This is a genomic window from Comamonas squillarum (assembly GCF_025309455.1).
GTDB lineage: Bacteria > Pseudomonadota > Gammaproteobacteria > Burkholderiales > Burkholderiaceae_C > Comamonas > Comamonas squillarum.
The window spans coordinates 2,196,861-2,217,750 of the sequence record NZ_CP104377.1 but is presented as its reverse complement, the minus strand read 5'-3'; the positions used below and the strand labels follow the sequence as shown (position 1 = coordinate 2,217,750).

Sequence of the window (20,890 nt, the reverse complement as noted above, 5' to 3'; positions counted from 1 at the left end):
TGAGGGGCGTAATCAGTCAGAGATTGCTGATCGTCGCGCCCGTTTGATCGGCCTCTCTAGGCTGGTAGCCGTCATTCACACGCCCTCCATAAACGACCGCTTCACTCCACAGCGGACGCGGAGCGCCTGCAACGCCTGTTCGAGCGCGGCCGCTGCAATGACACGGGCCGCGAAGGCATTGGAATCGGCTCCCGCACGATCCGCAGTCTCGGCCAGCAGGGCTTCACGGGACTTGAAGTGGGCATGGAACGCGCCGTGCGTCAGACCCGCCTCTTTCATGATGAAGGGGGCTCCCGTTCCGTCGTAGCCGCTGTGCCGGATGGCGCGGACTGCTGCCTGCGCGATGCGCTCGCGCGAAGCCTCTTTGTTGGCTGCTCTGATGTTGGGTTGCGCATTTTGCATGACGGCCATCACGCAAAATACAGAACAATAGTGCAACGGACGCGTAGATGCGGAAGGGAAAAAGCGGTTCGCTGCCGGTGCCGCGCGTTATCAGACGTGAGCACGCTTGTGCAAAAGGAAGAAGCGCAGCATCTCGGCGCTGGCGTCGATTCCTCCTGGCGTGGTGTAGCTGCCCTCTGAGCTGCCGCCGGACCATGCGTGGCCTGCGCCATGCAGTTGCCAGTGTTCAATGGCGGTACTTCCGTCGGCCGCGACATAGGCCAAGCGGGTGAATCGCTGGCGGTTCGGCGCATGGCCTTGGATGACGCGAGGTGCGCCTTGGGGACTTTGCGCGCTGCGTGCAGCATTCACCACGGCCGCGCCGTTGTCGTGGTGCACCGTCTTGTCGGCATCGCCGTGAAACACGATCACTGGACACACGCTGGGACCGCTGGCCGAGCCTGATGCTGCGCCTCTTCGCATCGCCTCGAGGGCTGATGGCAGATTGGACGCAGCACCGGCGGGCAAGCCCGAATGCACACCCACGGCGGCGAACAGCTCAGGATAGGTGCGTCCCAATATGTCCGCCATTGCACCTCCAGCCGATAGTCCGGCGACATAGACACGCGATGCGTCCGCGCCATGGTCAGCCACCATCTGGCGTGTAAGGCCCGCCAGCAGTGCTGGCTCGCCCCGGCCTCGCTGCTGATGCTGGGCCTTGAACCAGTTCCAGCATTTTTGCGAGTTCGCAAGCTGTGTTTGTTCAGGATAGAGCACCAATACACCAGCCCTGCGTGCCTGGTCGTTCATGCGCGTGCCAGCGGCGAAGTCTTCCGGCCCTTGGGTGCAACCGTGCAGCATGAGGACGAGCGGCCGAGGCCCCGCTTCAAGTGCACTGCCTGGCGGCACATACAGCCGATAGGCCAGCTGCCGGCCTCCGTGCGAGTAGCTGCCGCGCAGCCATTGCTCGTCGCCGGAGGTGTCTGCCTGCGATGGGCCCGCAGGAACTGCGAGCTCGGGAGCATCGTCGATGAAACGGGCTTCGGCATCGATGATCCCGCCTTCTTCCCTAGGACTGGTTGCGGCTGTCTTGCCGTGGGGCGCGGGCGCGCTTTCGCCTCGCAACGTGCGCTGAATCAGCTCGGTTGCTTCCAGCAAATTGCCAGTGCGCGTCAGGCGTGTAGCCTCGCCCAGCATGTCGTGAAAAAGCTGTTTCATGGAATGGTTCTCAGGTAATGCGGCCGGCCAGAGCGGCACGAACGGCGGGGCTGGCCTGGAGCGCTCCCAGCACCGTGATGGATTCGATGGTTTCTGCGGCCAGCTGCGCAGGCACGTCCTGAGCGATGCTGGCCAAGCCCAGCACCCGGATCTGCAGCTTTTCCCCGGCAGCCTGCACCCGCATGAGATCGGCCTGGGAGAAATGCTGCATACCCAGGACCAGCATCTTGCGGGCGACGACCTGTTGCAACGCGTCCGCGTGGCTGCGCAGGTGATTGCGTATCGCTGTACGGATGAAATCACTGCGGTTTGCGTAGAAGCCTTCGGCGACCAGCAGGTCGATTTGGCCCAGGTCGACATAGCCCAGATTGATGGTGAGCTTCTCGGATTCGCTTACGCGAGGGGTGGAGGTAGTTGTGGCCATGGAGCATCCTTATGCCATCTATATGGATGGTTTATGGATGGTTTCAAGGCCTGATGTCTCAATTTAGCGCTGCACGTCGTGTGGTGTCCGGTAGACGGGGCTCTCCGGCGTGTCCGTTGCCATCATTGCCTTGTCACGCCTAGGCCGTAAGGTGTCCGAGTCGGGCCACCGCTCCCGGCGTTGCTCAGCCATGCGCTAGGAGGTCCATGCAAGATTTGCAGGCAGGCTCGCCGCACGGCCCTTCCGTTTGGGGCCAGCCCGGCGAACGGTTCAATACCTGGAGTCATCTGGCAGCCCTGCCCGTATGCCTGGCGGCCAGTGTGGTTCTCATCTGTGAAACGGTGGCCGGCGGCGATATGCGCAAGATTGTGGGCGCTGTGGTGTTTGGCCTGTCTCTGGCCGCGCTGTTTGGCGCATCGGCCCTCTTTCATGGCTGTACTGGGGTGCGCAAGCGTTTCTGGCAGCGCGTCGACCACGCCTGCATTTACCTGCTGATTGCCGGCAGCCACACGCCCTTTGCCTTGATGGCGCTCCCTAGCTTGTGGGCTTGGCTGCTGCTTGGCGGCGTATGGGGGCTCGCATTTCAGGGTGCGATACGTGCACTGGGTTTCGATTCTCCGCCGCGCCTGTCCCTGTACATCAGCCTTGGCTGGCTCAGCTTGGGGGGCGCGGTGCCGGTGGCCTTTCGCCATGGTACGCAGACCCTGGCCTGGCTGCTCGCCGGCGGACTGCTCTATTCGGCAGGAACGGTGTTCTACCGTCGCCTGGCGAGCATGCGCCACGCGCACGGCATCTGGCATCTGTTCGTGGTTGCCGGCAGCGCCTGCCATACCGTCGCGGTAGCCGGTTTGCTCGCCTGACCTCCTGCCATTCATGGCTTCGACACTCCGCTGGCCGTTTTCTTGCACATTCAATAGCAGAAAGATCAAGGAGCGGAAGGTGAAGGCGCGGTTGCTCAAGGATTGAGGGATTTCAGGCGCATCAGTCGGTGTTGGAGCGCGTGATGCCTTCATCGTGGCGTCCCGAAGGGGGTGGCCCGCCTCGGTGCAATGCCGGGTGCTCGATGCCAGCATCAGCGGGTTCACAAGCACTTTGTGTGAGCAGCCATCCTCGATCCACTTTGGCCGCAATGCCCTTTGCTCGATTGGCGAAGGAGTTTTGCACGAAGACCAAGGTCATTCCCTCTTGAGTCGACCGGGCTGGCTACAGATACCGACTGAAAGTTGTCGGCGGCGAGGGGAATCGCTTTGCACGAGGAAGGTCAATGACCGGTTCCGGCAGCCGCTGACATGCGCTTTGGAACGGCGAACGACCGTACCCAGCCTGAAACGGTCACCTGTTTGAACGTCTCCCACGACTGCTTATGGCAGGAATCTCCCATTCGTCCTAGTGCTTGAGAGCTGTCTTAAGCTGTGCCGAACCACGCTTGCGCTGTTGCGGTCATTCGCTCGATGTAGCAAGTGAACACCTGGAATGTCTGCGCAGGCTCGTTGTAAAGCTCGAGCGAAACTCCAACGGCATGGCATCGCGCTCAGATGTCGATCTCCGCTGCGCGGGGATGGATGACGGGCGGCCCCGCCGGCCCCGCAGTCTGCTTAGACATGATCACCTCCAAAAGGTTGGCGCAGGCACTCTTGTGAACGGCTATATGCATGACAGGCTCCCGGTGGAATGCATTGACTGTGCAAGCTCGCGCAGAATTTCGCGAGCCATCAAAAGCGGATAGCAATGTTCATCTATGCAATCAACCGGGATGCGACAGAAAGTATTTAAATATGCATCGCCATGGCTGTAGAGGCACCATTCTGAGAAAGAACAAAGCGAACCCGAAAGCCAATAAAAAGAGCCGCCAGCAGCATCACACTACCTGCTGCGATGAACACGCCAGTCACTCCACCCAGTCCAAACACAACACCCCCCAAAGCAGCACCAGCAGCGATGGAGCACTGCACGGATGCGACAACCATGCCGCCAGCTGTTTCAGCCTGGTCTGGGACAGCGCGAGCTACCCAGTTCGACCACGCGACCGGGACACCGCCGAATGCCAATCCCCAAAGTGCGACCAACATCGTCAGCCCTGTTGCTTGAACAGGCAGCCAGATCATGCTGAGAGCTGCTATGCCTACCAGTGCCGGCATGATAGTTAAAGTGGCACGCAGACTACGCTCCATAAGCCAACCGGCCAAAAGAGTCCCAATGAAATTGGCAACACCAAATCCGAGCAGCATGAGAGACAAACCATCCACGTCAATATGTGAAACACTTTCCAAAGCTGGTCGAATGTAGGTGAACAATGCGTATTGGCCGGTGTGGGCTAACACGCATCCCATCATTCCCATCGCAATACCGGGGCGTCGCAGCAGATCGAGCACGGATGCAGTCTGTACCGTTATTCGGGCGGCCATGCGCGGAAGAGTGAACAGCTGGAAGACCAGTGTCAGTGTGCCAACAGCAGCAGCGGCGACGAAGGCACTACGCCAACCATAGAGGCCCCCCAAATAACTGCCCAGGGGTACTGAAACCACAGTTCCTACTGCGATACCGCTGAAAATTATGGAAAGTGCTCTGGGGACGAACCTGGCAGAAACGAGGCGCATCGCCACGGCTGCAGCCATGCTCCAGAAGCCGCCTAAAGCGATGCCCAGCAGAATTCGCATTACTAACACAACCGTCAAGCTAGATGACATAGCTACTAGCAGGTTTGAGGCAATCATTAACGCAGAAAACACCAGTAGCACCACGCGCCGGTCCCACTTGCGGGTTAAGCCGGGCACTAATAGTCCGGCGAATAGGGCGACAACGGCAGTCACCGTCACCGCTTGCCCAGCAAGCGCCTCGGACACCTCTAGATCCGAAGCCATCGGCGTAAGCAGGCTGGCGGGAAGGTACTCTGCTGTCAGCAACCCAAAGACCCCCATCGCCAGGGAGAACACCGCCATCCACGCCGAACTTGTCGGCGCGATGTCTGCAGCAACACTCGGTGCAGCTTCCGTCACATCATTGCTCATCTCAAAAAATCCTAGATAACGATTACAGCCGAAAGTCTAGGTCTCCAAGTTAGGATGATCTATGATGATTCGTCCTGTTATTTTGATCAAAAAGCCGAAATGACCCAAAGCAAGCCGTTTGCCTTGTCGTCCGACCTCATCAGCGAACTGCTGACAGGCATGCGTTTGCGAGGGGTGCAGTACCGACGCATTCAAACCGGCCCAACGTTTGGTCTGGGCTTTGAAGACAAGCCTGGGCATGCGTACTTCCATTACTTGGCTGTCGGAACAGCCATACTGCGGATGAAAGACGGGACGTTGCATGAGCTGACACCAGGCAGTGCCCTCTTTATTCCGCAAGCACGGGCACATCAACTCCTGTCGGATGCTCAGATCTCTTTCCAAGAAATCGACAAGTTCGACTCGACGCTGTTGGGCGAAGCGGTTAGCGGTGTGGATACATGTCCCAGTACGCATCCGACACCCAGTGCCGTTCTTTTCTATGGTTGCATGGAGTTCGATCTGGGTGGTATGCAGGCGCTGGCAACACTGATGCCGGAAGTGATGGTGGCGGACACACATGGGCAGCGATATCCCGGCCTGGCACCGATTTTGGATGCCATGAAGCGTGAGATCTGCTCTGGGCGAATCGGCTTTGCTGGAATTCTGGCGCGTTTGGCGGAGGTGGCAGCCGGAATGATCGTTCGTGGGTGGATTGAAAACGGCTGTGAGGAAGCCTCCGGTCTCGTCGCGGCATTGCGCGATCCACGTCTGGCGCGTGCTATTTTTGCGCTACATCGCCAGCCGGGTAAAGAATGGACTGTTGCTGACTTGGCGGCAGAATCGCATGTTTCGAGGTCAGTCTTTGCGCAACGCTTTCAGGCCACAATTGGTATCCCTCCACTTCGCTATGCGACAGAGTTACGGATGCGTCTTGCGAGCCAATGGCTGGCAAGCGAAAGAATTTCAATTGATGCTGTAGCTCAACGTTTGGGTTATACCTCCCAAGCCGCTTTTAGCAGGGCGTTCAAACGAGTTAACGGCCAGGCGCCAGGCGCCAGCCGACAGGTGTCGCAATCAGATATGTCCACATGAGCGCTCGTTATGCCTGCACGCGTAACTAGTTTGCATAAGGTAAAGCATCGCTGATGGAATAACACAGTTGAGTGACAAGCAATCCTCCCATTGAATATCCCAAGGCACGCCACCACCGCGCATCGTCGCGGCAATCTGTTGCTCCAGCCGTTGCTCGAACAAGCCTTCAAGGCACGAAGCTGAATCCCATGCCGTCATCGAGCATCGCGTAGCCCCTGTTGGCGCGCATGACCGACCGTCGGTTGATGTCGGATACATACTCACCGTCGGCGACGGGCCTATGCTCCATTCGGGTATAGGTGGCAATATCGTTGGTGGCTTACGCGGTTTCCCAACTGCAGTTCGGCTCGCGCAGCAGCGCATGGCGCTGACATCCCCACAGGCCTACCTGGAATACTTTGCAGGTCGGCTCGACCACCAAAGTTGGGGCGATGCTTGACGACGAACTTCCTCCGGACCGACGCGACGGCCCGGCTCCGGTTGGGCACAAAAAAGCGCTCGCTAGCTTCAGGATCTCGTTGGCCCGCCGCAACTCCTTGACTTCTCGCTCCAGATGCTTAGTGTGTTGCGCCTCGCCGGTAGTTGCGCTTTCACGCACTCCGGCGTCGACCTCCGCGCGCTTGATCAGTCCAGCAGCGGTTGGGGCATCCAGCAGATCTTGAGCGTAGTCGATTGCACGGCTGCACACAGCGAAGGGTATTGCCCACCGACCACCGCCGGGCAAGCAGCTTCGCGCCACCTTCACCAGCCAGAAAGCTCTGCACGATCTTGGGCTTGAACCCAGTCTTGTACTTCTTGATGGAACCCCTTAAGGTTTGTCCAACTTCTGGGGGCAGTTCACATGGGTTCGATCCCTGCCAGCCGCACCAAAACGTCAAGCCTCAGAGTAGCAATGCTCTGAGGCTTTTTCGTTGAGATATTCGCGTTGCCTGAATGCCGTTGCGGCCCATGGCTGGCCGAGTTCGCCGTCGTCTGGCGCGGGCAGGGCAGGGGCCGGCGCTTTGCATTCCATCAGCTCCCGTGATGCAGGGGCGTTCCTCACCGACCTTTGTCCAGGTCACCAGTGCTTTGAACGTTCAACTCACAACACCAGGGCATGGGTATCGCTTCTGTCCCACACGCATATAGGCACAGGAGCGCCAATAATCAACAAGGCCTCTCCAGCGCCGCGGGCGCCGAGTGTATCTCCTTCATATTCTTCATAAATGATTGCATATCTGTACGTCGAGGATGACGAGGACATCCGCGAGGGCTTTATGGCGGTGATGGACGCACCGCATCGCCAGATTGTTGGCGCCGAGAGCGCAGAAGCGGCGCTGGACCTCGGCAACCAAGGGCGCTTTGATGTCTTGGTGACGGATGTGAGTTTGCCGGGCATGTCCGGTACGGATCTGGCAAGGCAGTGGCTCGCTCAGGACCAACAGCGCCATGTGCTGCTGATATCAGGCTATGCGTTCAACCACGGCCTGGCCAGCATCGGTCCCAACGTGCGGGCGCTGCTCAAAAGCTGCGAGCCCGAAGAGCTGGAGGCGATGCTTGAGAGCATCGAGGCGCAGCTGCTGGCGCGCCCCTCCTGAAGGTCAAGCGTCTTTTCCGCGCGGGCTGATCAGGGTCTTGATCAAGTCCAGCAGTTTTTGCGGCTGCAGCGGTTTGGCCAGGTGGAAGTTAAATCCGGCAGCGAGAGCGGCTTGGCGGTCTGCCTCGCGTCCAAAGGCGGTGAGTGCGATGGCTGGCACTTGGCAAAAATAGGCGGGTGCTGCGCGCACCTGGCGCATCAGCGCATAGCCATCCTTGCCAGGCAGGCCAATGTCACTGACCAACAGGTCTGCGCCTAGCGAATGCAGCGACGCCATCGCGCTGTCCATATCCGCTGCTCTGGCTACCGTGGCGCCGCGCTCCTGGAGAATCAGCACCAGTAGATGGGCGACTTCTTCGTCGTCTTCCACCACCAAGATCCGGGTTCCACGCAGCTCATCGTGGCCGGCATCCTGGCTCAGCCCTGCTTGCTCACCTTTGGACGCGTCTTCGGGTGCGCCACTGCCCAAAGGCAGGCGAACGGTGACCGTCGTGCCCTTACCCAAGCCTTCACTGGCCACGTCGATATCGCCGGCGTGCAGGTCAACCAGGTGTTTGACAATCGACATCCCCAAGCCCAGGCCACCGGAAGAGCGGCTGCCTGGGCTGGCTGCCTGGGTGAATTTTTCGAAAATGCGCTCCAGAAAGCTGGCCTCGATGCCCTTGCCATGGTCGCGCAGCTGCATTATCAGATTGGTGCCCTCCACCGCCAGATGCACTTGCAGCAGGCCCGCGTCGTGTGAGAACTTCACCGCATTGCTCAGAATGTTCCAGAAGATCTGTTGGAACCGCGCGGGATCGACCAGCGCTTTGCGGCCCTGCGTCTGCAACTGCACCTCCAGCACCAGGTGCTTGGCGTCGATAGCCGACTTGAGTGAATCCAGCGAGGAGGTGATCAGCGTAGCCGGGTCCACCCATTCGCGCTCCAAGGTGAGCTTGCCGGAATTGATGCGTGAGACATCGAGGATGTCGCTGATGATGCGCGCTTGCGTGCTGGCATTGCGTTTGATCGCGTCCAGGTTCTTGGCAAACTCGGGCGGCGGGGATTTGCGCAGCACTTGGTGCACGTTCATCATGATGGCGCTCAGGGGATTGCGCAGCTCATGGGAGAGCACCGCGACAAAGTCGTCCTTGGAGCGGCTGTAGCGCTCTGCGGTTGCGCGTGCGGCCTGCTCCCGCTCCAGCAGCTGTTTGCGTTCGAGCTCCAGCTGGATGCGGTTGGAGACGTTGGCCACTGCGGCCACGCGCAGCTCGCCCTTGACGCTGGCGGCCATGCTCCATTCCACATGCAGCAGCTGGCCATGGGCGTCCAGCAAGGCCACTTCTTCGCGCCAGACAGCATCCTTGCTGTGCGGCGAGCACAGGGACCCGATGCGCTCTTCGTGGCCTGTTGCGGCGAATGCCGATACCGCCTGCCCCAGCACCTCGGAGGCGGGGCGGCCCAGCATTTCCAGCATGGCGGGGTTGGCATCCACAAAGCGGCCCTGGTCGTCGATCAGCGCAATACCGCTTTGGGCCTGCTCATAGATCGAGCGGAACTTCGCCTCGCTCTGGTGTACACGCACTTCTGCCATACGCGCGCGCACCAGCGCCTGGATGGTCGCCACCAGCATCGCCGGCTCGGCCGGGTGCGTCAGGTAGGCATCGGCGCCCGCGTTGAGGCCTGCGACCTTGTCGGTGTCGGCTACAAACGCCGCCGACAAATGCACAATCGGCAGTGAGGTGGTCAGCGTGCGCTCGCGGATCATGCGGCACACCTCGAAGCCACCAATGTCGGGCAAATGCACATCCAGCACGACCGCGGAGATATCGCCCAGCGACAGGTCCAGGGCATCCTGCCCGGTGCCCGCTTCCACGGTTTTGAAGCCAGCGGCGCGCAGCGCACGGGCCGTGGCATAGCAGGTGGCAGGGTTGTCATCGACCACCAGGACCGTGTGCTGGGATCGGTCGATGCTGACATTGAGTCTGGCAGTGACGGAGGGCATGGTGTTTACCGGGATGAACGCTCAGCGGCCGCTGGGCTGGGGGCGGCCACCACACTGATCGGAATGGTGACGAAGAACGTGGAGCCTTTTTGCGGCTCACTCTCCATGGCCACGTCGCCTCCCAGAATCTCTGCCAGGCGCTTGCTGAGCGACAAGCCCAGACCGGTGCCCCGCAGACGTTTCTGGATGGGAGAGTCGATTTGCGAATAGTCCTGAAAGATGGCGTGGTGGAACTCTGGTGCAATGCCGATGCCCGTGTCGGCTACGGCAAACTGCACGGCCGTGTCCGAGATGCGCCTGGCGCTCACGCGGATCTCTCCGTGCTGGGTGAACTTCAAGGCATTGCTGATGAAGTTGCGCAGAATCTGCGCCAGCTTGCGGTCGTCGGAGAACAGCTTGGGCACGTTCTGCGGCTCTTCAAAGATCAGCATCACATCCGGGTTGGTGATCACCGGCTTGAACATGCCGCGCAGCGCCGAAAACAGATCCACCATTTCGAACCAGGCGGGCGATACATCAATGCGACCGGCCTCGACCTTGGCCAGGTCCAGCAGGTCGTTGACCATATCGGCAAACTCGGCCGAGGTCGTCTGGATGAAGCGGACCTGTTTTTGCTGCTCTTCCGTCAGGGGCCCGTCGACCTGGTCTTGCAAAATGCGTGCAATGCTCTGGATCGCCCCGATGGGGGTGCGGAACTCGTGGCTCATATAGGCCAGGAAGCGGCTTTTCAGCTCGGTCGCCTGGCGCAGATTGTCGGCCTGGGCATCGAGTTCGGCATACAGCGCCAGCACCCCCCGGTTGGTCTCATCGAGCTCGGCGCGCAACGCTTCCACCTCGGCCTGGGTGGCTGCCATCGCGTGTGCAAGCTCGCTCTCGGGCGCCGGCGCAGCGGAGGTGGCGCCATGCGGTGCGCTGTCTTGTCGGCTTATGTCATTCATTCGTGCCCTCTCAGTCTGCACGGCGCACGATCAGCACGGTCACATCGTCCCGGCCACGGCCATAGTCACGCAGCAGCACCGCCGCTGCCAAAGCCGGGTCACGCCCGAGCAAGGCGGTGATGGCATCCGGGGACCAGCGGGACTGCAAGCCATCGCTGTGACACACCACGATCGCGTGTTCGGGCCAGGCCATCGTCGTCACCTCCACCTGCCGCATCTGCACGCCCACAGTGCCGTTCTGTACCAGCACCGAGCGGTTGTAAATGCCGCTCATCACCCGAATGGCGACATTGCCCGCCCCAGCCGCCAACAAGCTGTTGGCAGCCGCATCCAGCTGCAGACAGCTGATCGCTGCGCCGCGCGTCATGCGCAGAACCTGGTGGGCTTGTTCCAGGCCAGCCTTCATCTCGGCAAAGGGTTGCCTGGCAAACAAATCAACGGCAGCCTCAGAGGCCTCTGCAGCGAGCACGCCGTGCCCCAGGCCATCAGCCACCAACAAGGCGGCACGCTGTCCATCCAGGGCTATCGCCCAGGCATCGCCGCAGACCACCTCGCCCGGCGCCGGCAGCGCCATCGCTGCCACCCGGAACGCGCGCGCGCTCGGGGGCTGGCTCGAAGGCGGCCGAAAGCGCGCCAGCACCACCGTGCCCTTGTCCATGTCTGAATGGATGTCAAAGTCCGTGGCCAGCCGCTGCACGGCGCCCAGGCCTGTGCCGGGCGTGCCTCCGGTCGAATAGCCGTCGCTCATCGCCAAAGGCAGGTTGCCGATGCCCGGCCCGCTGTCTACCGACACGATCTCCAGCTCCGGCTGCGCGCCCTTGCGCGTGGCAATCCATAACTGGCCCTGGCGTGCGTGCTTGCAAAGATTGCTGCCCAGCTCGTTGACCACAATCGCAGCCTGGCCCGCCAGAACCTCGTCAAAACCCAGATCCTGGCACAAGGCGGCTGCATGGCGTCTGGCTTCACCCACGCAGCTGGGGTCGTCGATCGGAAACGACCGGTGGCTGGTGCCTCTGATTATTTCCATCGGGTCACGCTCACACAGGTGCCAACACCGACGGCCGATTCCAACTCGAACTCATGCACCAGTCTTTTGCTGCCCGACAGGCCCAGGCCCATGCCGTTGCCCGAGGTCCAGCCGTCTTTGAGCGCCAGATCCAGGTCGGCAATGCCTGGGCCCTGGTCGCGGAAGCGCAGGCGCAGCCCTTGTTTGATGCCATCGGTCAGCAACTCCCATTCCATCTCGCCGCCGCCGCCATAGACCACGGTGTTGCGTGACAGCTCACTGGCTGCGGTGATCATCTTGGTCTGGTCCACCAGCGAGAACTTCAGCTGTACGGCCAATTTGCGCACCACTTGGCGGCTGGCGACGATGTCGGCTTCTACACGCAAAGGCACTGAGCCCTGTGTTTCATTCGACACGGTGGTCTCCATCGGAGGCCGCTTCCAGCAGCGCCATGCCCCGGCTGACGTTGAGCGCGGTTCTGACGCCGTCCAGCGACATGCCCAGCTCCACCAGCGTGATTGCGACGGCTGGCTTCATGCCGACGACCACGGTGGTGGCATCCAGGATCTGGCCAATGCCCGAGATGGCGGCCAGCATGCGCCCGACAAACGAATCCACGATCTCCAGCGCCGAGATATCGATCAGCACGCCATTGGCGCCCGTCTTGGAGATCTGTTCGGCCAGGTCATCCTGCAGCGCCATGGCGGTCTGGTCTTCCATGTCGATCTGGATGGTGACCAGCAGGGTCCGCCCCATGCGCAAAATAGGAATGCGATACATGGTCAAACGCCTATCTTGGTCTTGGCAACGGTATAGCCATTGCGCTTGAGCGCCAGCGACAAGGCGTCAGCCAAGGTGGCCTTGGTGGTGACCGATTGCAGATCAATGCCCAGGTGAACGATGGTTTGCGCGATTTGCGGACGGATGCCGCAGATGATGCAGTCGGCGCCCATCAGGCGGATGGCCGACACCGTTTTGAGCAGGTGCTGTGCCACCAGCGTGTCCACGGTGGGCACGCCGGTGATGTCGATGATGGCCAGCGACGATTCGGTCTCGACGATGCGCTCCAGCAGCGATTCCATCACCAGCTGGGTTCTGCTTGAATCGAGCGTGCCAATCATGGGCACTGCCAGCACGCCCTCCCAGAGCTTGATGACCGGCGTCGACAGCTCCAACAGGTCTGCCTGCTGGCGCGAGATCAACTGCTCGCGCGTGCGCTGGTAGGCATCCACGGTCCACTGCGCCATGCCATCGACATGGAGCGACACGCTGGAGATGGCATCGAGCAAGCCTTGTGAGTCGGCAGACAGTGCGCGCTGCAGGGCGTCGAACACCGGCTGCTTGAGCCCCAGCACAAAGGCGCTGGTATTTCCTGCCGTGCTGCCTTGGGCAGCGCGAGAGGCAGACAGGCTCTCCAACACGTTCTTGAGTGCCTGCCAAGCACTGGAGCCCGAGTTTTGTGCGTCGTTGGATTGGAGGGCGGGCAAGAAGGCGGTGAAAATCTCGGTCGCCTCGGCTCGCACCTTGGCCGAGGCCTGGGGCCCGTTGGTTGCCAGAACCCAGTTGTCAAGAATGGAGGATTTCTCCCGCTCCAACAACCCAACCAAAAACTGCTGATTTGTACTCACGGAAACCCCCTAGCGTATGTGAAGTGCGTTTATATCTGTAACAATTATGAGGGACTGTGCCAGCCTGCAAAGCCTGCGCGGCGCACGCGGATGCATGTCGGCGCTTTGGCTTACAAGCGCTAGGGGTGCCCAATAGCGCGGGGCCCACAAGAAACATTCCGGGGAGTGCTTACAGCGCGCATATTCCCGGTGGACGGACACGGGCCAGCCACCGGTCATCGCGCGAAGGCCATCAGCGCAGCCCTGCGTGCGCGGCCTGCCTGGCAAGCCCAAGTTCCGTTCGGCGGCGATTCCCGCCGGTGTAGCCGCTCTAGGAATGCCGCATTGCGCGATCAACGCCGTATGCGCGAATTCATTGTTCGGTGGCCGGACCCATGTCAGCGCTTGGATGGCCGAGTGGCCATCAACGCAGCCACAGCGCCGCGATCACCCCCAGGGCCAGCACGATCAGCACCCCACCCGAGATGCACTCCAACCACGGCAGCGCCCGCGCAAAGCGCCGCAGCACCGCCGGGTTGCCGATCAGCGCGGCAATCAGCAGATCCCAGAGCAGCACGATGCTGAACATCCAGCTGCCATACGCCAGCTTCCAGCCCACGCTGGCATGCGGGCCCGTCAGCATGGCCGCCAGACTGGCGTAGAACAGCGCGTTCTTGGGGTTGAGGATGCCTGAGAGAAACCCCATGCAGGCAGCGCGGCGCCAGGTGGTGGCAGCTGAGGCCGCCCGGCCCGGGCTGGCCACGACGCCCAGCGCACTTTTGCCCGCATGGCGGATAAACAGCAGGCCCAGGTAGAGCAGATAGCCGCAGCCGGCCATCTGCAGCAGGGTGAACAGCCGGCTGCCCGGCTGGAGCACGGCGACACCGGCAAAGGCGGTGGCGATAAACACGCCATTGGCCAAGGCGATACCGAGGCAGGCGGCGCCAGCGCTGCGGCAACCGCTGGCCAGCGAGGTGCGGGCGATCAAAAAGAAATCAGGACCGGGGGAGAGCAGCGCCAGAAAATGGACGGCGGCGATCAGGAAAAACTGTTGCATGCAAAGGGGCCAGGCGGGTGATGGCCTTGCATGGTGGCGGCTGCCGACTGCCTTGTATTGAACGAAATTGCAGCGGTTGCTATGGGCTACGACTAATGAGCCTTACGAAAGCAGCCCGGCGTGACGCCCGTATGCGCCTTGAACACCCGCTGAAAATGCGCCTGGTCGGCAAAGCCCAGTTGCTGCGCCACCGCGGCGATACCGTCCGGCCCGCGCAGCTGCTGCTTGGCCAGATTGATGCGGTGGTTGAGCTGCCAGGCATGGGGCGCCATGCCTGTTACTTTGCGAAAGGCGCGGATGGTCTGGTAGCGGCCCATGCCTGCCAGATCGGCCAGCTGGTCCAGCGGGATGCTGGCGCAGGGACTGGTACGCAGGCAGTCTAGCGCCGGGCGGATCTGCCGCGCCAATTGCGTTGGCACCGCTGGGGCGCAGATGTGCAGGCCTTGCTGGCTGTCGAGGTCGCCGATGAACGCGATCAAGCTGGCCTCCTTGTCGGCCGCTTCTGCCTGTGAAAACAGCAGGGCATTGAGCTGGCAAAAGCGCGCGTAGCGGGCCGGGTCATTGACGATGCGCACTGGCTCGTTGGCCATGCTGGCCGGGTCGACGTATTCCTCGCGCAGCGCCTGCAGCCAGCTGGCATCGAGGTGCAGAATCTGGTAGCTCCAGGCGGCATCGGGCGCAGGGTTGCAGGCATGCACGCGCTCGGCCGGCACAAAGACCAGCGCGCCAGGTGATAGCCGGACGGGGCCGGCCTCGGCCCCTGTAAAGACGCTGTGGCCGCCATCGACCGCGCCAATGGAAAAGCTCGGGTGGTGGTGCGGCTTGTAGCAGGCCCGGCTCTGGCTGGCGCGGCGGCTTTCCACAAAGGGCAGGGCCGGGTCGCGCCAGAACGCCTGGGGTGCATTGCTGACTGGCGTTGTGGAGGACATGCAAGGGCTTTGACAGGGTCAGGGGGCAGTCAGCCGGGATTCTCGCATGGCCGCGCCCAGCCCCACCGCAGCGCCTGCCGCCCCCGTGCGATGGAACGACTGACGTCGTCAGCAGCGATGTCGGGTCAGCGGCCTGTTGCCACTTCGCGACAGAAGACGGGGTTTGCCGAAAGCAAAGTGAAATTAGTAACGAGAATCGTTATCATTGCGAGTTAGCGCTTGCTCATCTTCTGCGGTGTGGACGGGTATTTCCGATCCAAGCCGATGGATCTGCAAGCGTTTTGTTTACTTTGCTTTCCTCGTTTATGACAACACAAACCTATATCAAAAGTCGCAAACATGGTGCTCCCGTTCCTGCCCCCAAGGCCGGTCTGGTGGCAGCGACTGCCATCGCGGTACTGGGCATGCCGGCTTTGGCGCAGAACGCACCCGCACCGACCGTGACGCTGAAAGAAGTGACCGTGGAGGCACCGCGGGAGACCGGCTATGAGCCCAGCCAGCTGTCCTCGCCCAAGTTCACCCAGCCGCTGGTGAACACCACGCAGACGATCTCGGTGGTCAAGGAACAGGTCATGAAGGAGCAGGGCGCCACCACCCTGACCGAAGCGCTGCGCAATGTGCCGGGTGTTGGCACTTTCTACGCGGGCGAGAACGGCAACACCAGCACGGGTGATGCCATCTACATGCGCGGCTTTGACACCTCGAGCAGCATCTATGTGGACGGTGTGCGCGACGTCGGCGCGCTGTCGCGCGATGTGTTCAACACCGACCAGGTCGAAGTGACCAAGGGCCCCGCCGGCACCGATTACGGCCGCAGCGCGCCCACTGGCGCGATCAATATGGTCACCAAACAGCCCAACATGACCGACAGCTTTGGCGGCTCGCTGGGCTTTGGCAGCGGCAGCTACAAGCGCAGCACCATCGATCTGAACCGCAGCCTGAGCCACGAGAATGGCACGGCATTCCGCCTCAATGCGATGGTGCAGGATGCCGGGGTCGCCGGCCGCGACCAGGTCAAGAACGACCGCTGGGGCCTGGCGCCATCGTTCGCCTTTGGTCTGAACACCGATACGCGCGTCTTCCTGAACCTGCTGCACGTCAAGCAAAGCAATGTGCCCGACGGCGGTGTACTGACCATGGGCCTGCCCGGCTACAGTGCGCCCGACCGCAGCAACTATCCCGGCTATCGCAGCTTCCTGAACAGCGCATCGCGCGTGGATTCGAGCAATTTCTACGGCACGGCCTCGGACCACGACGATGTGACCGCCGACATGGTCACCTTGCGCCTGGAGCATGACATTGCACCGGGCAGCACCTTGCGCAACACCACGCGCTGGGGGCAGACCAAGCAGGATTACCTGCTGTCGGCCTTCATGGCGACCGGCTATTCGCAGAACGCCACCACCGGCGCCTGGACGCCGGGCTCCTTGCTGACGCCCAATCCTGCGGATCCCTCCACCTGGACGATGTCGCGCAACATCAATACAAGGACCAGGTCAACCGCATCCTGACCAACCAGACCAACCTGACCACGGCTTTTGCGACCGGCTCGGTCAAGCACAGCCTGAGCACCGGCCTGGAGCTGACGCGCGAGGAGCAAACCAATTACGGCCTGGCGACGACGGGCGTGGTGCCCACCGTCAGCATCTACCACCCGGATTCCAGCGTGTCGCTGCCGTCCTATACGCGCAACGGTGCGGACAGCAAGGGCACGACCGACACCGTCGCGCTGTATGCCTTTGACACCTTGCAGTTCAATGACCAGTGGCAAGCCAACATGGGCCTGCGCTGGGACCACTACAAGACCAAGTACAACGCAATGGCCGTGTGCACGGCGACCTCCACCACCCAGCCTTGCGGCGCGAACCCGGCTGGCACCGTGGTGCCCACCACGTCGGATGGCCTGCAGGCTTCGGGCAATCTGCTGAGCTGGAAGGCCGGCCTGCTGTACAAGCCCGCACCCAATGGCAGCGTGTATGTGAACTATGCGCTGTCCCAGCAACCACCGGGCGGCAGCAACTTCACGCTGTCTGCGGTGGGCAACAATGCCGGCAATCCCAACCTGGCCCCACAAAAGGCCAAGACGGCGGAAGTGGGCACCAAGTGGGAGCTGCTTGACAAGCGGGTGCTGCTGACCGGCGCACTGTTCCGTACCGAGATCACCAACGAGATCGTGACCGACTCGGACGGCTCGGTGAACCAGACCGGCAAGAAGACGGTACAAGGCCTGGAGCTGGGCGCCACCGGCCAGATCACCCCCGCCTGGGGCGTGACTGCGGGCTACACCATCCAGAACACCAAGGTGGCCACGGGCGCCAACGTGGCGCAGGACGGTTCCAGCGGCCTGACCTACACGCCCAAGAATGCGCTGTCGCTGTGGAGCAGCTACCAGTTCTCCTCGGGCCTGACCATCGGCGGTGGTGCACGCTATTCCAGCGGCCTCAAGCGCGGCACCGATGGCGCCGTGGGCACGCCCAACTTCACCGAGTCCTACTGGGTGTTTGACGCACTTGCCAGCTACCGCATCAACAAGAACGTGGACATCCAGCTGAACGTCTACAACCTGTTTGACAAGCGCTATGTGGCAGCCATCAACAAGAGCGGCTACCGCTACTTCCCCGGTATTCCACGCTCGGCGCGCGTGACGGCGAACTTTAGTTTCTAATTCGTCTTTTTGGGTACCAGCCCCGCGTCTGCCGGGGCTTTTTTTCATGGAGGAGCTCTAACCATGATGCTGCACATTCCCCATGTACTCACGCGCGACGAGGTGGCCGCCATGCGCGCTGCCATCGATGCGGCCGACTGGATAGACGGCCGAGCCACCGTTGGCAGCCAGGGCGCGCAGGTCAAGCGCAACCGGCAACTGCCCGAGACCTCACCGGTGGCGCTGGAGCAGGGGCGCATCATCGAACGCGCGCTGGCGGCCAATACGCTGTTCTTTCAGGCCGCTTTGCCGGCGCGCACGATGGCGCCGCTGTTCAACCACTATGCCGAAAGCGAAACCTATGGCCTGCATGTGGACGGCGCTGCGCGCCGGGAGGCCGGACAGGCGCAGTGGCTGCGCACCGATGTGTCCTCGACCTTGTTCCTGTCGGACCCCGAGGACTACGACGGCGGCGAGCTGGTGGTGGTCGATACCTACGGCACGCACGAAGTCAAGCTGCCTGCCGGCGACCTGATCCTCTACCCCTCATCCAGCCTGCACCGGGTCGAGCCGGTTACGCGAGGTGAGCGGGTCAGCTCGTTCTTCTGGACCCAGAGCCTCGTGCGCGATGATGCGCGGCGCACGATGCTGTTCGAACTGGACCAGAGCATCCAGCGGCTGCGCAACCAGCTGGGCGAGACGGAAGACACCGTCGCCCTGACGGGCCACTACCACAACCTGCTGCGCATGTGGGCAGAGACCTGAGCTCTGCCCATGTCTCCACTGGGTAAAGTATTTGAAAATGAGAGTCATTAGCATTTATTTTCCTTAAAATCCCTGCTTTTGCCCGGCGCAGGCATTCCCCTCTGCCGGGTCCGAAACCTGCCTCTCTCCGCATGAAAGCCAACGCGTCTTCCTCCTCGCAGCGGGCCTACTGGCTCAAGACCTTGCATGAATGGCACTGGGTCAGCTCCGCCATCTGCCTGGTGGGCATGCTGCTGTTTGCGGTGACGGGCTTTACGCTCAACCATGCCGGACAGATAGAGGCCAAGCCGACCGTGGTATTGCGCGAGGGCAGCTTGCCCGCGCCGCTGCTGCAGGGCCTGCAGCAGGCTGCAACGCGCCACAAAGAGGGCGCAGACGCAGCCCAGGCGCTGCCCGCCGACGTGCAAGGCTGGCTGCGCGCCGAGCTGGGCGCCGACACCCGGCAGCGCGCGGTGGAGTGGAATGAGGATGAGGTCTATGTGGCCTTGCCCCGGCCAGGCGGTGATGCCTGGGTGCGCATTGCGCTGGGCGATGGGCAGGCCGAGCATGAATCCACCGACCGGGGCTGGATCTCCTACTTCAACGATTTGCACAAGGGCCGCCATGCCGGCCTGGCCTGGACCTGGTTCATCGACATTTTTGCGGGCGCCTGCCTGGTGTTCTGCATCACGGGTTTGTTCATCTTGCAGATGCATGCCGGCCGCCGCCCGATGACCTGGCCCATGGTGGGCCTGGGGCTGCTGGTCCCGGCGCTGCTGGCGCTGCTGTTGGTGCACTGACCCCACCCACACCGACTTTTTCTGAGGAGAGCACATGACAAGCACTGTTTCGCGTTTCACCGTGGCCTTGACGGCGGTGGCTGGGCTGCCGGCCGTTGCCGGTGGGCTGAATCTGGGGGTGGAGCTGCCACGCCTGGAGGTGGCCGAATACCACCGCCCCTATGTGGCCGTCTGGCTGGAGCGCGCCGATGGAACAGTGGCGGCCAACCTGTCGGTCTGGTACGAAGTGAAAAAGCGCGATGCCGAAGGCGCCAAATGGCTCAAGGACATGCGCCAGTGGTGGCGCCGCACAGGCCGCGAGCTGAGCGTGCCCATCGATGGCGTGACCCAGCCGACCAAGCCGGCAGGCAAGCATGCGCTGTCGTTCTCCGAAGGCAGCAACCCGCTGCCCAAGCTGGAGCCGGGCCAGTACAAGCTGCAGATCGAGGCCGCACGCGAAGTCGGTGGCCGCGAGCTGCTGAGCATTCCTTTTGAGTGGCCCGCCAAGCAGGCCACCAGCCTGTCGGCCCAGGGCAAGACGGAGCTGGGCGAGATCAAGCTCGAACTCAAGCCCTGATCCACCACACCTACATTTTTGAGGAGAGTCCCCATGTTTTCTGCCACCCGTATTGCCGCCGCGCTGGCGCTCGGCTGCGCCGCCATCGGCGCCCAGGCCCACAGCGTCTGGATGAAGCCTTCGAGCACCGTGCTGTCCAAGGCGGACTGGGTCACGGTCGATGCCGCCGTGTCCAATGACATGTTCTTCTTCAACCACCGCCCGCTGGGCCTGGACAAACTGGTGATCACGGCGCCCGATGGCAGCACGGTGGAGCCCAAGAATGCGCACAAGGGCGAGCTGCGCAGCGTGTTTGACCTCAAACCCGAGCAAGCGGGAACCTACCAGCTGGCCATCGTCAACAGCGGCGTCATGGGTTCCTACAAGGATTCGGCCGGCCAGATGAAGCGGCTGCGCGGCAGCGCCGACGAGATCGCCAAGCAGATCCCCGCCGATGCCAAGGAAGTGCGCGTCGCAGAAAGCATCAGCCGCATCGAGACCTTTGTGACCATGGGCAAGCCCAGCCCGCTGCGTTTGAGCGGCAAGGGCCTGGAGCTGGTGCCTGTGACCCACCCCAACGATCTGGTCACCGGTGAGGAAGCCACCTTTGCCTTCCACGTCGATGGCAAGCCGGCTGCCGATGTCGAAGTGGTGCTGGTGCCCGATGGCAAGCGCTATCGCGATGCCGTCAACGAGATCAAGCTCAAGACCGATGCCCAGGGCCAGGTCAAGGTCAAGTTCCCGACGGCCGGCATGTACTGGCTGGACGCCGACGTCAAGGACGACAAGACCTCGACCCCCATCGCCAAGGAACGCCGCCTGGCCTATGTCGCGACCTTGGAAGTGCTGCCTTAAGGCGCAGTGGCCGGTGACTGCACAACGGGCATGCGCCAGGCTGAACGCGGAGCCGCTGTGAGCACGGCACCGCGCATCCACTATGGCGCCGGCATCTGGCAGATCCCCCA

The 20,890-nt window shown here is 62.0% G+C and carries 19 protein-coding genes and 2 pseudogenes; 8 read left to right on the top strand and 13 right to left on the bottom strand.

Translation table 11 applies throughout. The annotated features are described in order from the left end of the window. Positions 1–75: 75 nt before the first annotated feature. From N4T19_RS10395 to N4T19_RS10385, 3 genes are all read right to left on the bottom strand, one after another. Positions 76–411, bottom strand: a complete 336-nt coding sequence (locus N4T19_RS10395) for a TetR/AcrR family transcriptional regulator (RefSeq protein WP_409935174.1) — start codon at positions 409–411, stop codon at positions 76–78. Between the two features lie 81 nt (positions 412–492). Beyond that, positions 493–1,599: an extracellular catalytic domain type 1 short-chain-length polyhydroxyalkanoate depolymerase gene (locus N4T19_RS10390; protein WP_260720146.1), complete on the bottom strand. Its 1,107-nt coding sequence runs from the start codon at positions 1,597–1,599 to the stop codon at positions 493–495. A gap of 10 nt (positions 1,600–1,609) precedes the next feature. Next, positions 1,610–2,023 (bottom strand): CopG family transcriptional regulator, encoded by a 414-nt coding sequence (locus N4T19_RS10385; RefSeq protein WP_013801892.1) that lies wholly within the window; start codon positions 2,021–2,023, stop codon positions 1,610–1,612. 206 nt (positions 2,024–2,229) lie between these two features. On the opposite strand from N4T19_RS10385, the gene trhA reads away from it, so the two are divergent. Next, positions 2,230–2,883, top strand: a complete 654-nt coding sequence (gene trhA, locus N4T19_RS10380) for a PAQR family membrane homeostasis protein TrhA (protein WP_260720145.1) — start codon at positions 2,230–2,232, stop codon at positions 2,881–2,883. Positions 2,884–3,792: 909 nt separating this feature from the next. On the opposite strand, the gene N4T19_RS10375 is transcribed toward trhA, so the two are convergent. After that, entirely contained in the window at positions 3,793–5,031 is a 1,239-nt protein-coding gene (locus N4T19_RS10375; RefSeq protein WP_260720144.1) for an MFS transporter, read from the bottom strand. Between the two features lie 54 nt (positions 5,032–5,085). Here N4T19_RS10375 and N4T19_RS10370 point away from each other — a divergent pair, with 54 nt between their 5' ends. Further along, the gene (locus N4T19_RS10370; protein ID WP_260720143.1) at positions 5,086–6,105 is read left to right on the top strand and encodes an AraC family transcriptional regulator; all 1,020 of its coding nucleotides are present in this window, start codon (positions 5,086–5,088) and stop codon (positions 6,103–6,105) included. A gap of 340 nt (positions 6,106–6,445) precedes the next feature. Here the strand turns inward: N4T19_RS10370 and N4T19_RS10360 are convergent. Continuing rightward, positions 6,446–6,810 (bottom strand): annotated as a pseudogene (locus N4T19_RS10360) (IS3 family transposase); the annotation flags it as partial. Between the two features lie 500 nt (positions 6,811–7,310). Between N4T19_RS10360 and N4T19_RS10355 the strand changes: the two are divergent. Further along, a complete protein-coding gene (locus N4T19_RS10355) occupies positions 7,311–7,682 on the top strand; it encodes a response regulator (protein ID WP_182343134.1) in 372 nt (123 codons plus the stop codon). A 3-nt stretch (positions 7,683–7,685) separates the two neighbouring features. On the opposite strand, the gene N4T19_RS10350 is transcribed toward N4T19_RS10355, so the two are convergent. The 8 genes from N4T19_RS10350 to N4T19_RS10315 form a co-directional block, all read right to left on the bottom strand. Continuing rightward, positions 7,686–9,665 carry a response regulator gene (locus tag N4T19_RS10350; RefSeq protein WP_260720142.1) on the bottom strand — a complete coding sequence of 660 codons (1,980 nt, stop codon included), beginning with the start codon at positions 9,663–9,665 and terminating at the stop codon, positions 7,686–7,688. Between the two features lie 5 nt (positions 9,666–9,670). Next, a complete protein-coding gene (locus N4T19_RS10345) occupies positions 9,671–10,519 on the bottom strand; it encodes a sensor histidine kinase (RefSeq protein ID WP_243419420.1) in 849 nt (282 codons plus the stop codon). A gap of 94 nt (positions 10,520–10,613) precedes the next feature. Further along, entirely contained in the window at positions 10,614–11,630 is a 1,017-nt protein-coding gene (locus N4T19_RS10340) for an ATP-binding protein (protein WP_116927133.1), read from the bottom strand. Continuing rightward, positions 11,621–12,025 (bottom strand): anti-sigma regulatory factor, encoded by a 405-nt coding sequence (locus tag N4T19_RS10335; protein WP_207788097.1) that lies wholly within the window; start codon positions 12,023–12,025, stop codon positions 11,621–11,623. The genes N4T19_RS10340 and N4T19_RS10335 overlap by 10 nt, the downstream gene beginning before the upstream one ends. Continuing rightward, positions 12,015–12,389 (bottom strand): STAS domain-containing protein, encoded by a 375-nt coding sequence (locus N4T19_RS10330; protein ID WP_116927135.1) that lies wholly within the window; start codon positions 12,387–12,389, stop codon positions 12,015–12,017. Before N4T19_RS10330 ends, N4T19_RS10335 begins: the two co-directional genes overlap by 11 nt. Before the next feature lie 2 nt (positions 12,390–12,391). After that, positions 12,392–13,237 carry an STAS domain-containing protein gene (locus tag N4T19_RS10325; RefSeq protein ID WP_116927136.1) on the bottom strand — a complete coding sequence of 282 codons (846 nt, stop codon included), beginning with the start codon at positions 13,235–13,237 and terminating at the stop codon, positions 12,392–12,394. 403 nt (positions 13,238–13,640) lie between these two features. Next, positions 13,641–14,273: a LysE family translocator gene (locus N4T19_RS10320; RefSeq protein WP_260720141.1), complete on the bottom strand. Its 633-nt coding sequence runs from the start codon at positions 14,271–14,273 to the stop codon at positions 13,641–13,643. Positions 14,274–14,365: 92 nt separating this feature from the next. Further along, on the bottom strand, positions 14,366–15,202 hold the full coding sequence (locus N4T19_RS10315) for a helix-turn-helix transcriptional regulator (protein WP_260720140.1): 837 nt from the start codon (positions 15,200–15,202) through the stop codon (positions 14,366–14,368). A gap of 305 nt (positions 15,203–15,507) precedes the next feature. Here N4T19_RS10315 and N4T19_RS10310 point away from each other — a divergent pair. The 5 genes and pseudogenes from N4T19_RS10310 (at position 15,508) to N4T19_RS10290 (ending at position 20,780) form a co-directional block, all read left to right on the top strand. Then, a pseudogene (locus tag N4T19_RS10310) lies at positions 15,508–17,867 on the top strand (catecholate siderophore receptor Fiu). A 63-nt stretch (positions 17,868–17,930) separates the two neighbouring features. Next, positions 17,931–18,611 carry a Fe2+-dependent dioxygenase gene (locus N4T19_RS10305; protein WP_260720139.1) on the top strand — a complete coding sequence of 227 codons (681 nt, stop codon included), beginning with the start codon at positions 17,931–17,933 and terminating at the stop codon, positions 18,609–18,611. Positions 18,612–18,742: 131 nt separating this feature from the next. Next, positions 18,743–19,390 (top strand): PepSY-associated TM helix domain-containing protein, encoded by a 648-nt coding sequence (locus N4T19_RS10300; RefSeq protein WP_116927141.1) that lies wholly within the window; start codon positions 18,743–18,745, stop codon positions 19,388–19,390. A gap of 34 nt (positions 19,391–19,424) precedes the next feature. Continuing rightward, the gene (locus N4T19_RS10295; RefSeq protein WP_116927142.1) at positions 19,425–19,946 is read left to right on the top strand and encodes a DUF2271 domain-containing protein; all 522 of its coding nucleotides are present in this window, start codon (positions 19,425–19,427) and stop codon (positions 19,944–19,946) included. A gap of 33 nt (positions 19,947–19,979) precedes the next feature. Beyond that, a complete protein-coding gene (locus tag N4T19_RS10290) occupies positions 19,980–20,780 on the top strand; it encodes a DUF4198 domain-containing protein (protein WP_116927143.1) in 801 nt (266 codons plus the stop codon). Positions 20,781–20,890 lie beyond the last annotated feature (110 nt).

What these genes read in the sequence shown, in the direction of transcription:
- N4T19_RS10290 (WP_116927143.1), top strand. Translation starts at nt 19,980, where the DNA reads ATGTTTTCTGCCACCCGTATTGCCGCCGCGCTGGCGCTCGGCTGCGCC.
- N4T19_RS10340 (WP_116927133.1), bottom strand. Translation starts at nt 11,630, where the DNA reads ATGGAAATAATCAGAGGCACCAGCCACCGGTCGTTTCCGATCGACGAC.
- N4T19_RS10395 (WP_409935174.1), bottom strand. Translation starts at nt 411, where the DNA reads ATGGCCGTCATGCAAAATGCGCAACCCAACATCAGAGCAGCCAACAAA.
- N4T19_RS10330 (WP_116927135.1), bottom strand. Translation starts at nt 12,389, where the DNA reads ATGTATCGCATTCCTATTTTGCGCATGGGGCGGACCCTGCTGGTCACC.
- N4T19_RS10305 (WP_260720139.1), top strand. Translation starts at nt 17,931, where the DNA reads ATGATGCTGCACATTCCCCATGTACTCACGCGCGACGAGGTGGCCGCC.
- N4T19_RS10370 (WP_260720143.1), top strand. Translation starts at nt 5,086, where the DNA reads ATGATCTATGATGATTCGTCCTGTTATTTTGATCAAAAAGCCGAAATG.
- N4T19_RS10345 (WP_243419420.1), bottom strand. Translation starts at nt 10,519, where the DNA reads ATGGCAGCCACCCAGGCCGAGGTGGAAGCGTTGCGCGCCGAGCTCGAT.
- N4T19_RS10375 (WP_260720144.1), bottom strand. Translation starts at nt 5,031, where the DNA reads ATGAGCAATGATGTGACGGAAGCTGCACCGAGTGTTGCTGCAGACATC.
- N4T19_RS10355 (WP_182343134.1), top strand. Translation starts at nt 7,311, where the DNA reads ATGATTGCATATCTGTACGTCGAGGATGACGAGGACATCCGCGAGGGC.
- N4T19_RS10320 (WP_260720141.1), bottom strand. Translation starts at nt 14,273, where the DNA reads ATGCAACAGTTTTTCCTGATCGCCGCCGTCCATTTTCTGGCGCTGCTC.
- N4T19_RS10300 (WP_116927141.1), top strand. Translation starts at nt 18,743, where the DNA reads ATGAAAGCCAACGCGTCTTCCTCCTCGCAGCGGGCCTACTGGCTCAAG.
- N4T19_RS10315 (WP_260720140.1), bottom strand. Translation starts at nt 15,202, where the DNA reads ATGTCCTCCACAACGCCAGTCAGCAATGCACCCCAGGCGTTCTGGCGC.
- N4T19_RS10390 (WP_260720146.1), bottom strand. Translation starts at nt 1,599, where the DNA reads ATGAAACAGCTTTTTCACGACATGCTGGGCGAGGCTACACGCCTGACG.
- N4T19_RS10350 (WP_260720142.1), bottom strand. Translation starts at nt 9,665, where the DNA reads ATGCCCTCCGTCACTGCCAGACTCAATGTCAGCATCGACCGATCCCAG.
- N4T19_RS10295 (WP_116927142.1), top strand. Translation starts at nt 19,425, where the DNA reads ATGACAAGCACTGTTTCGCGTTTCACCGTGGCCTTGACGGCGGTGGCT.
- N4T19_RS10385 (WP_013801892.1), bottom strand. Translation starts at nt 2,023, where the DNA reads ATGGCCACAACTACCTCCACCCCTCGCGTAAGCGAATCCGAGAAGCTC.
- trhA (WP_260720145.1), top strand. Translation starts at nt 2,230, where the DNA reads ATGCAAGATTTGCAGGCAGGCTCGCCGCACGGCCCTTCCGTTTGGGGC.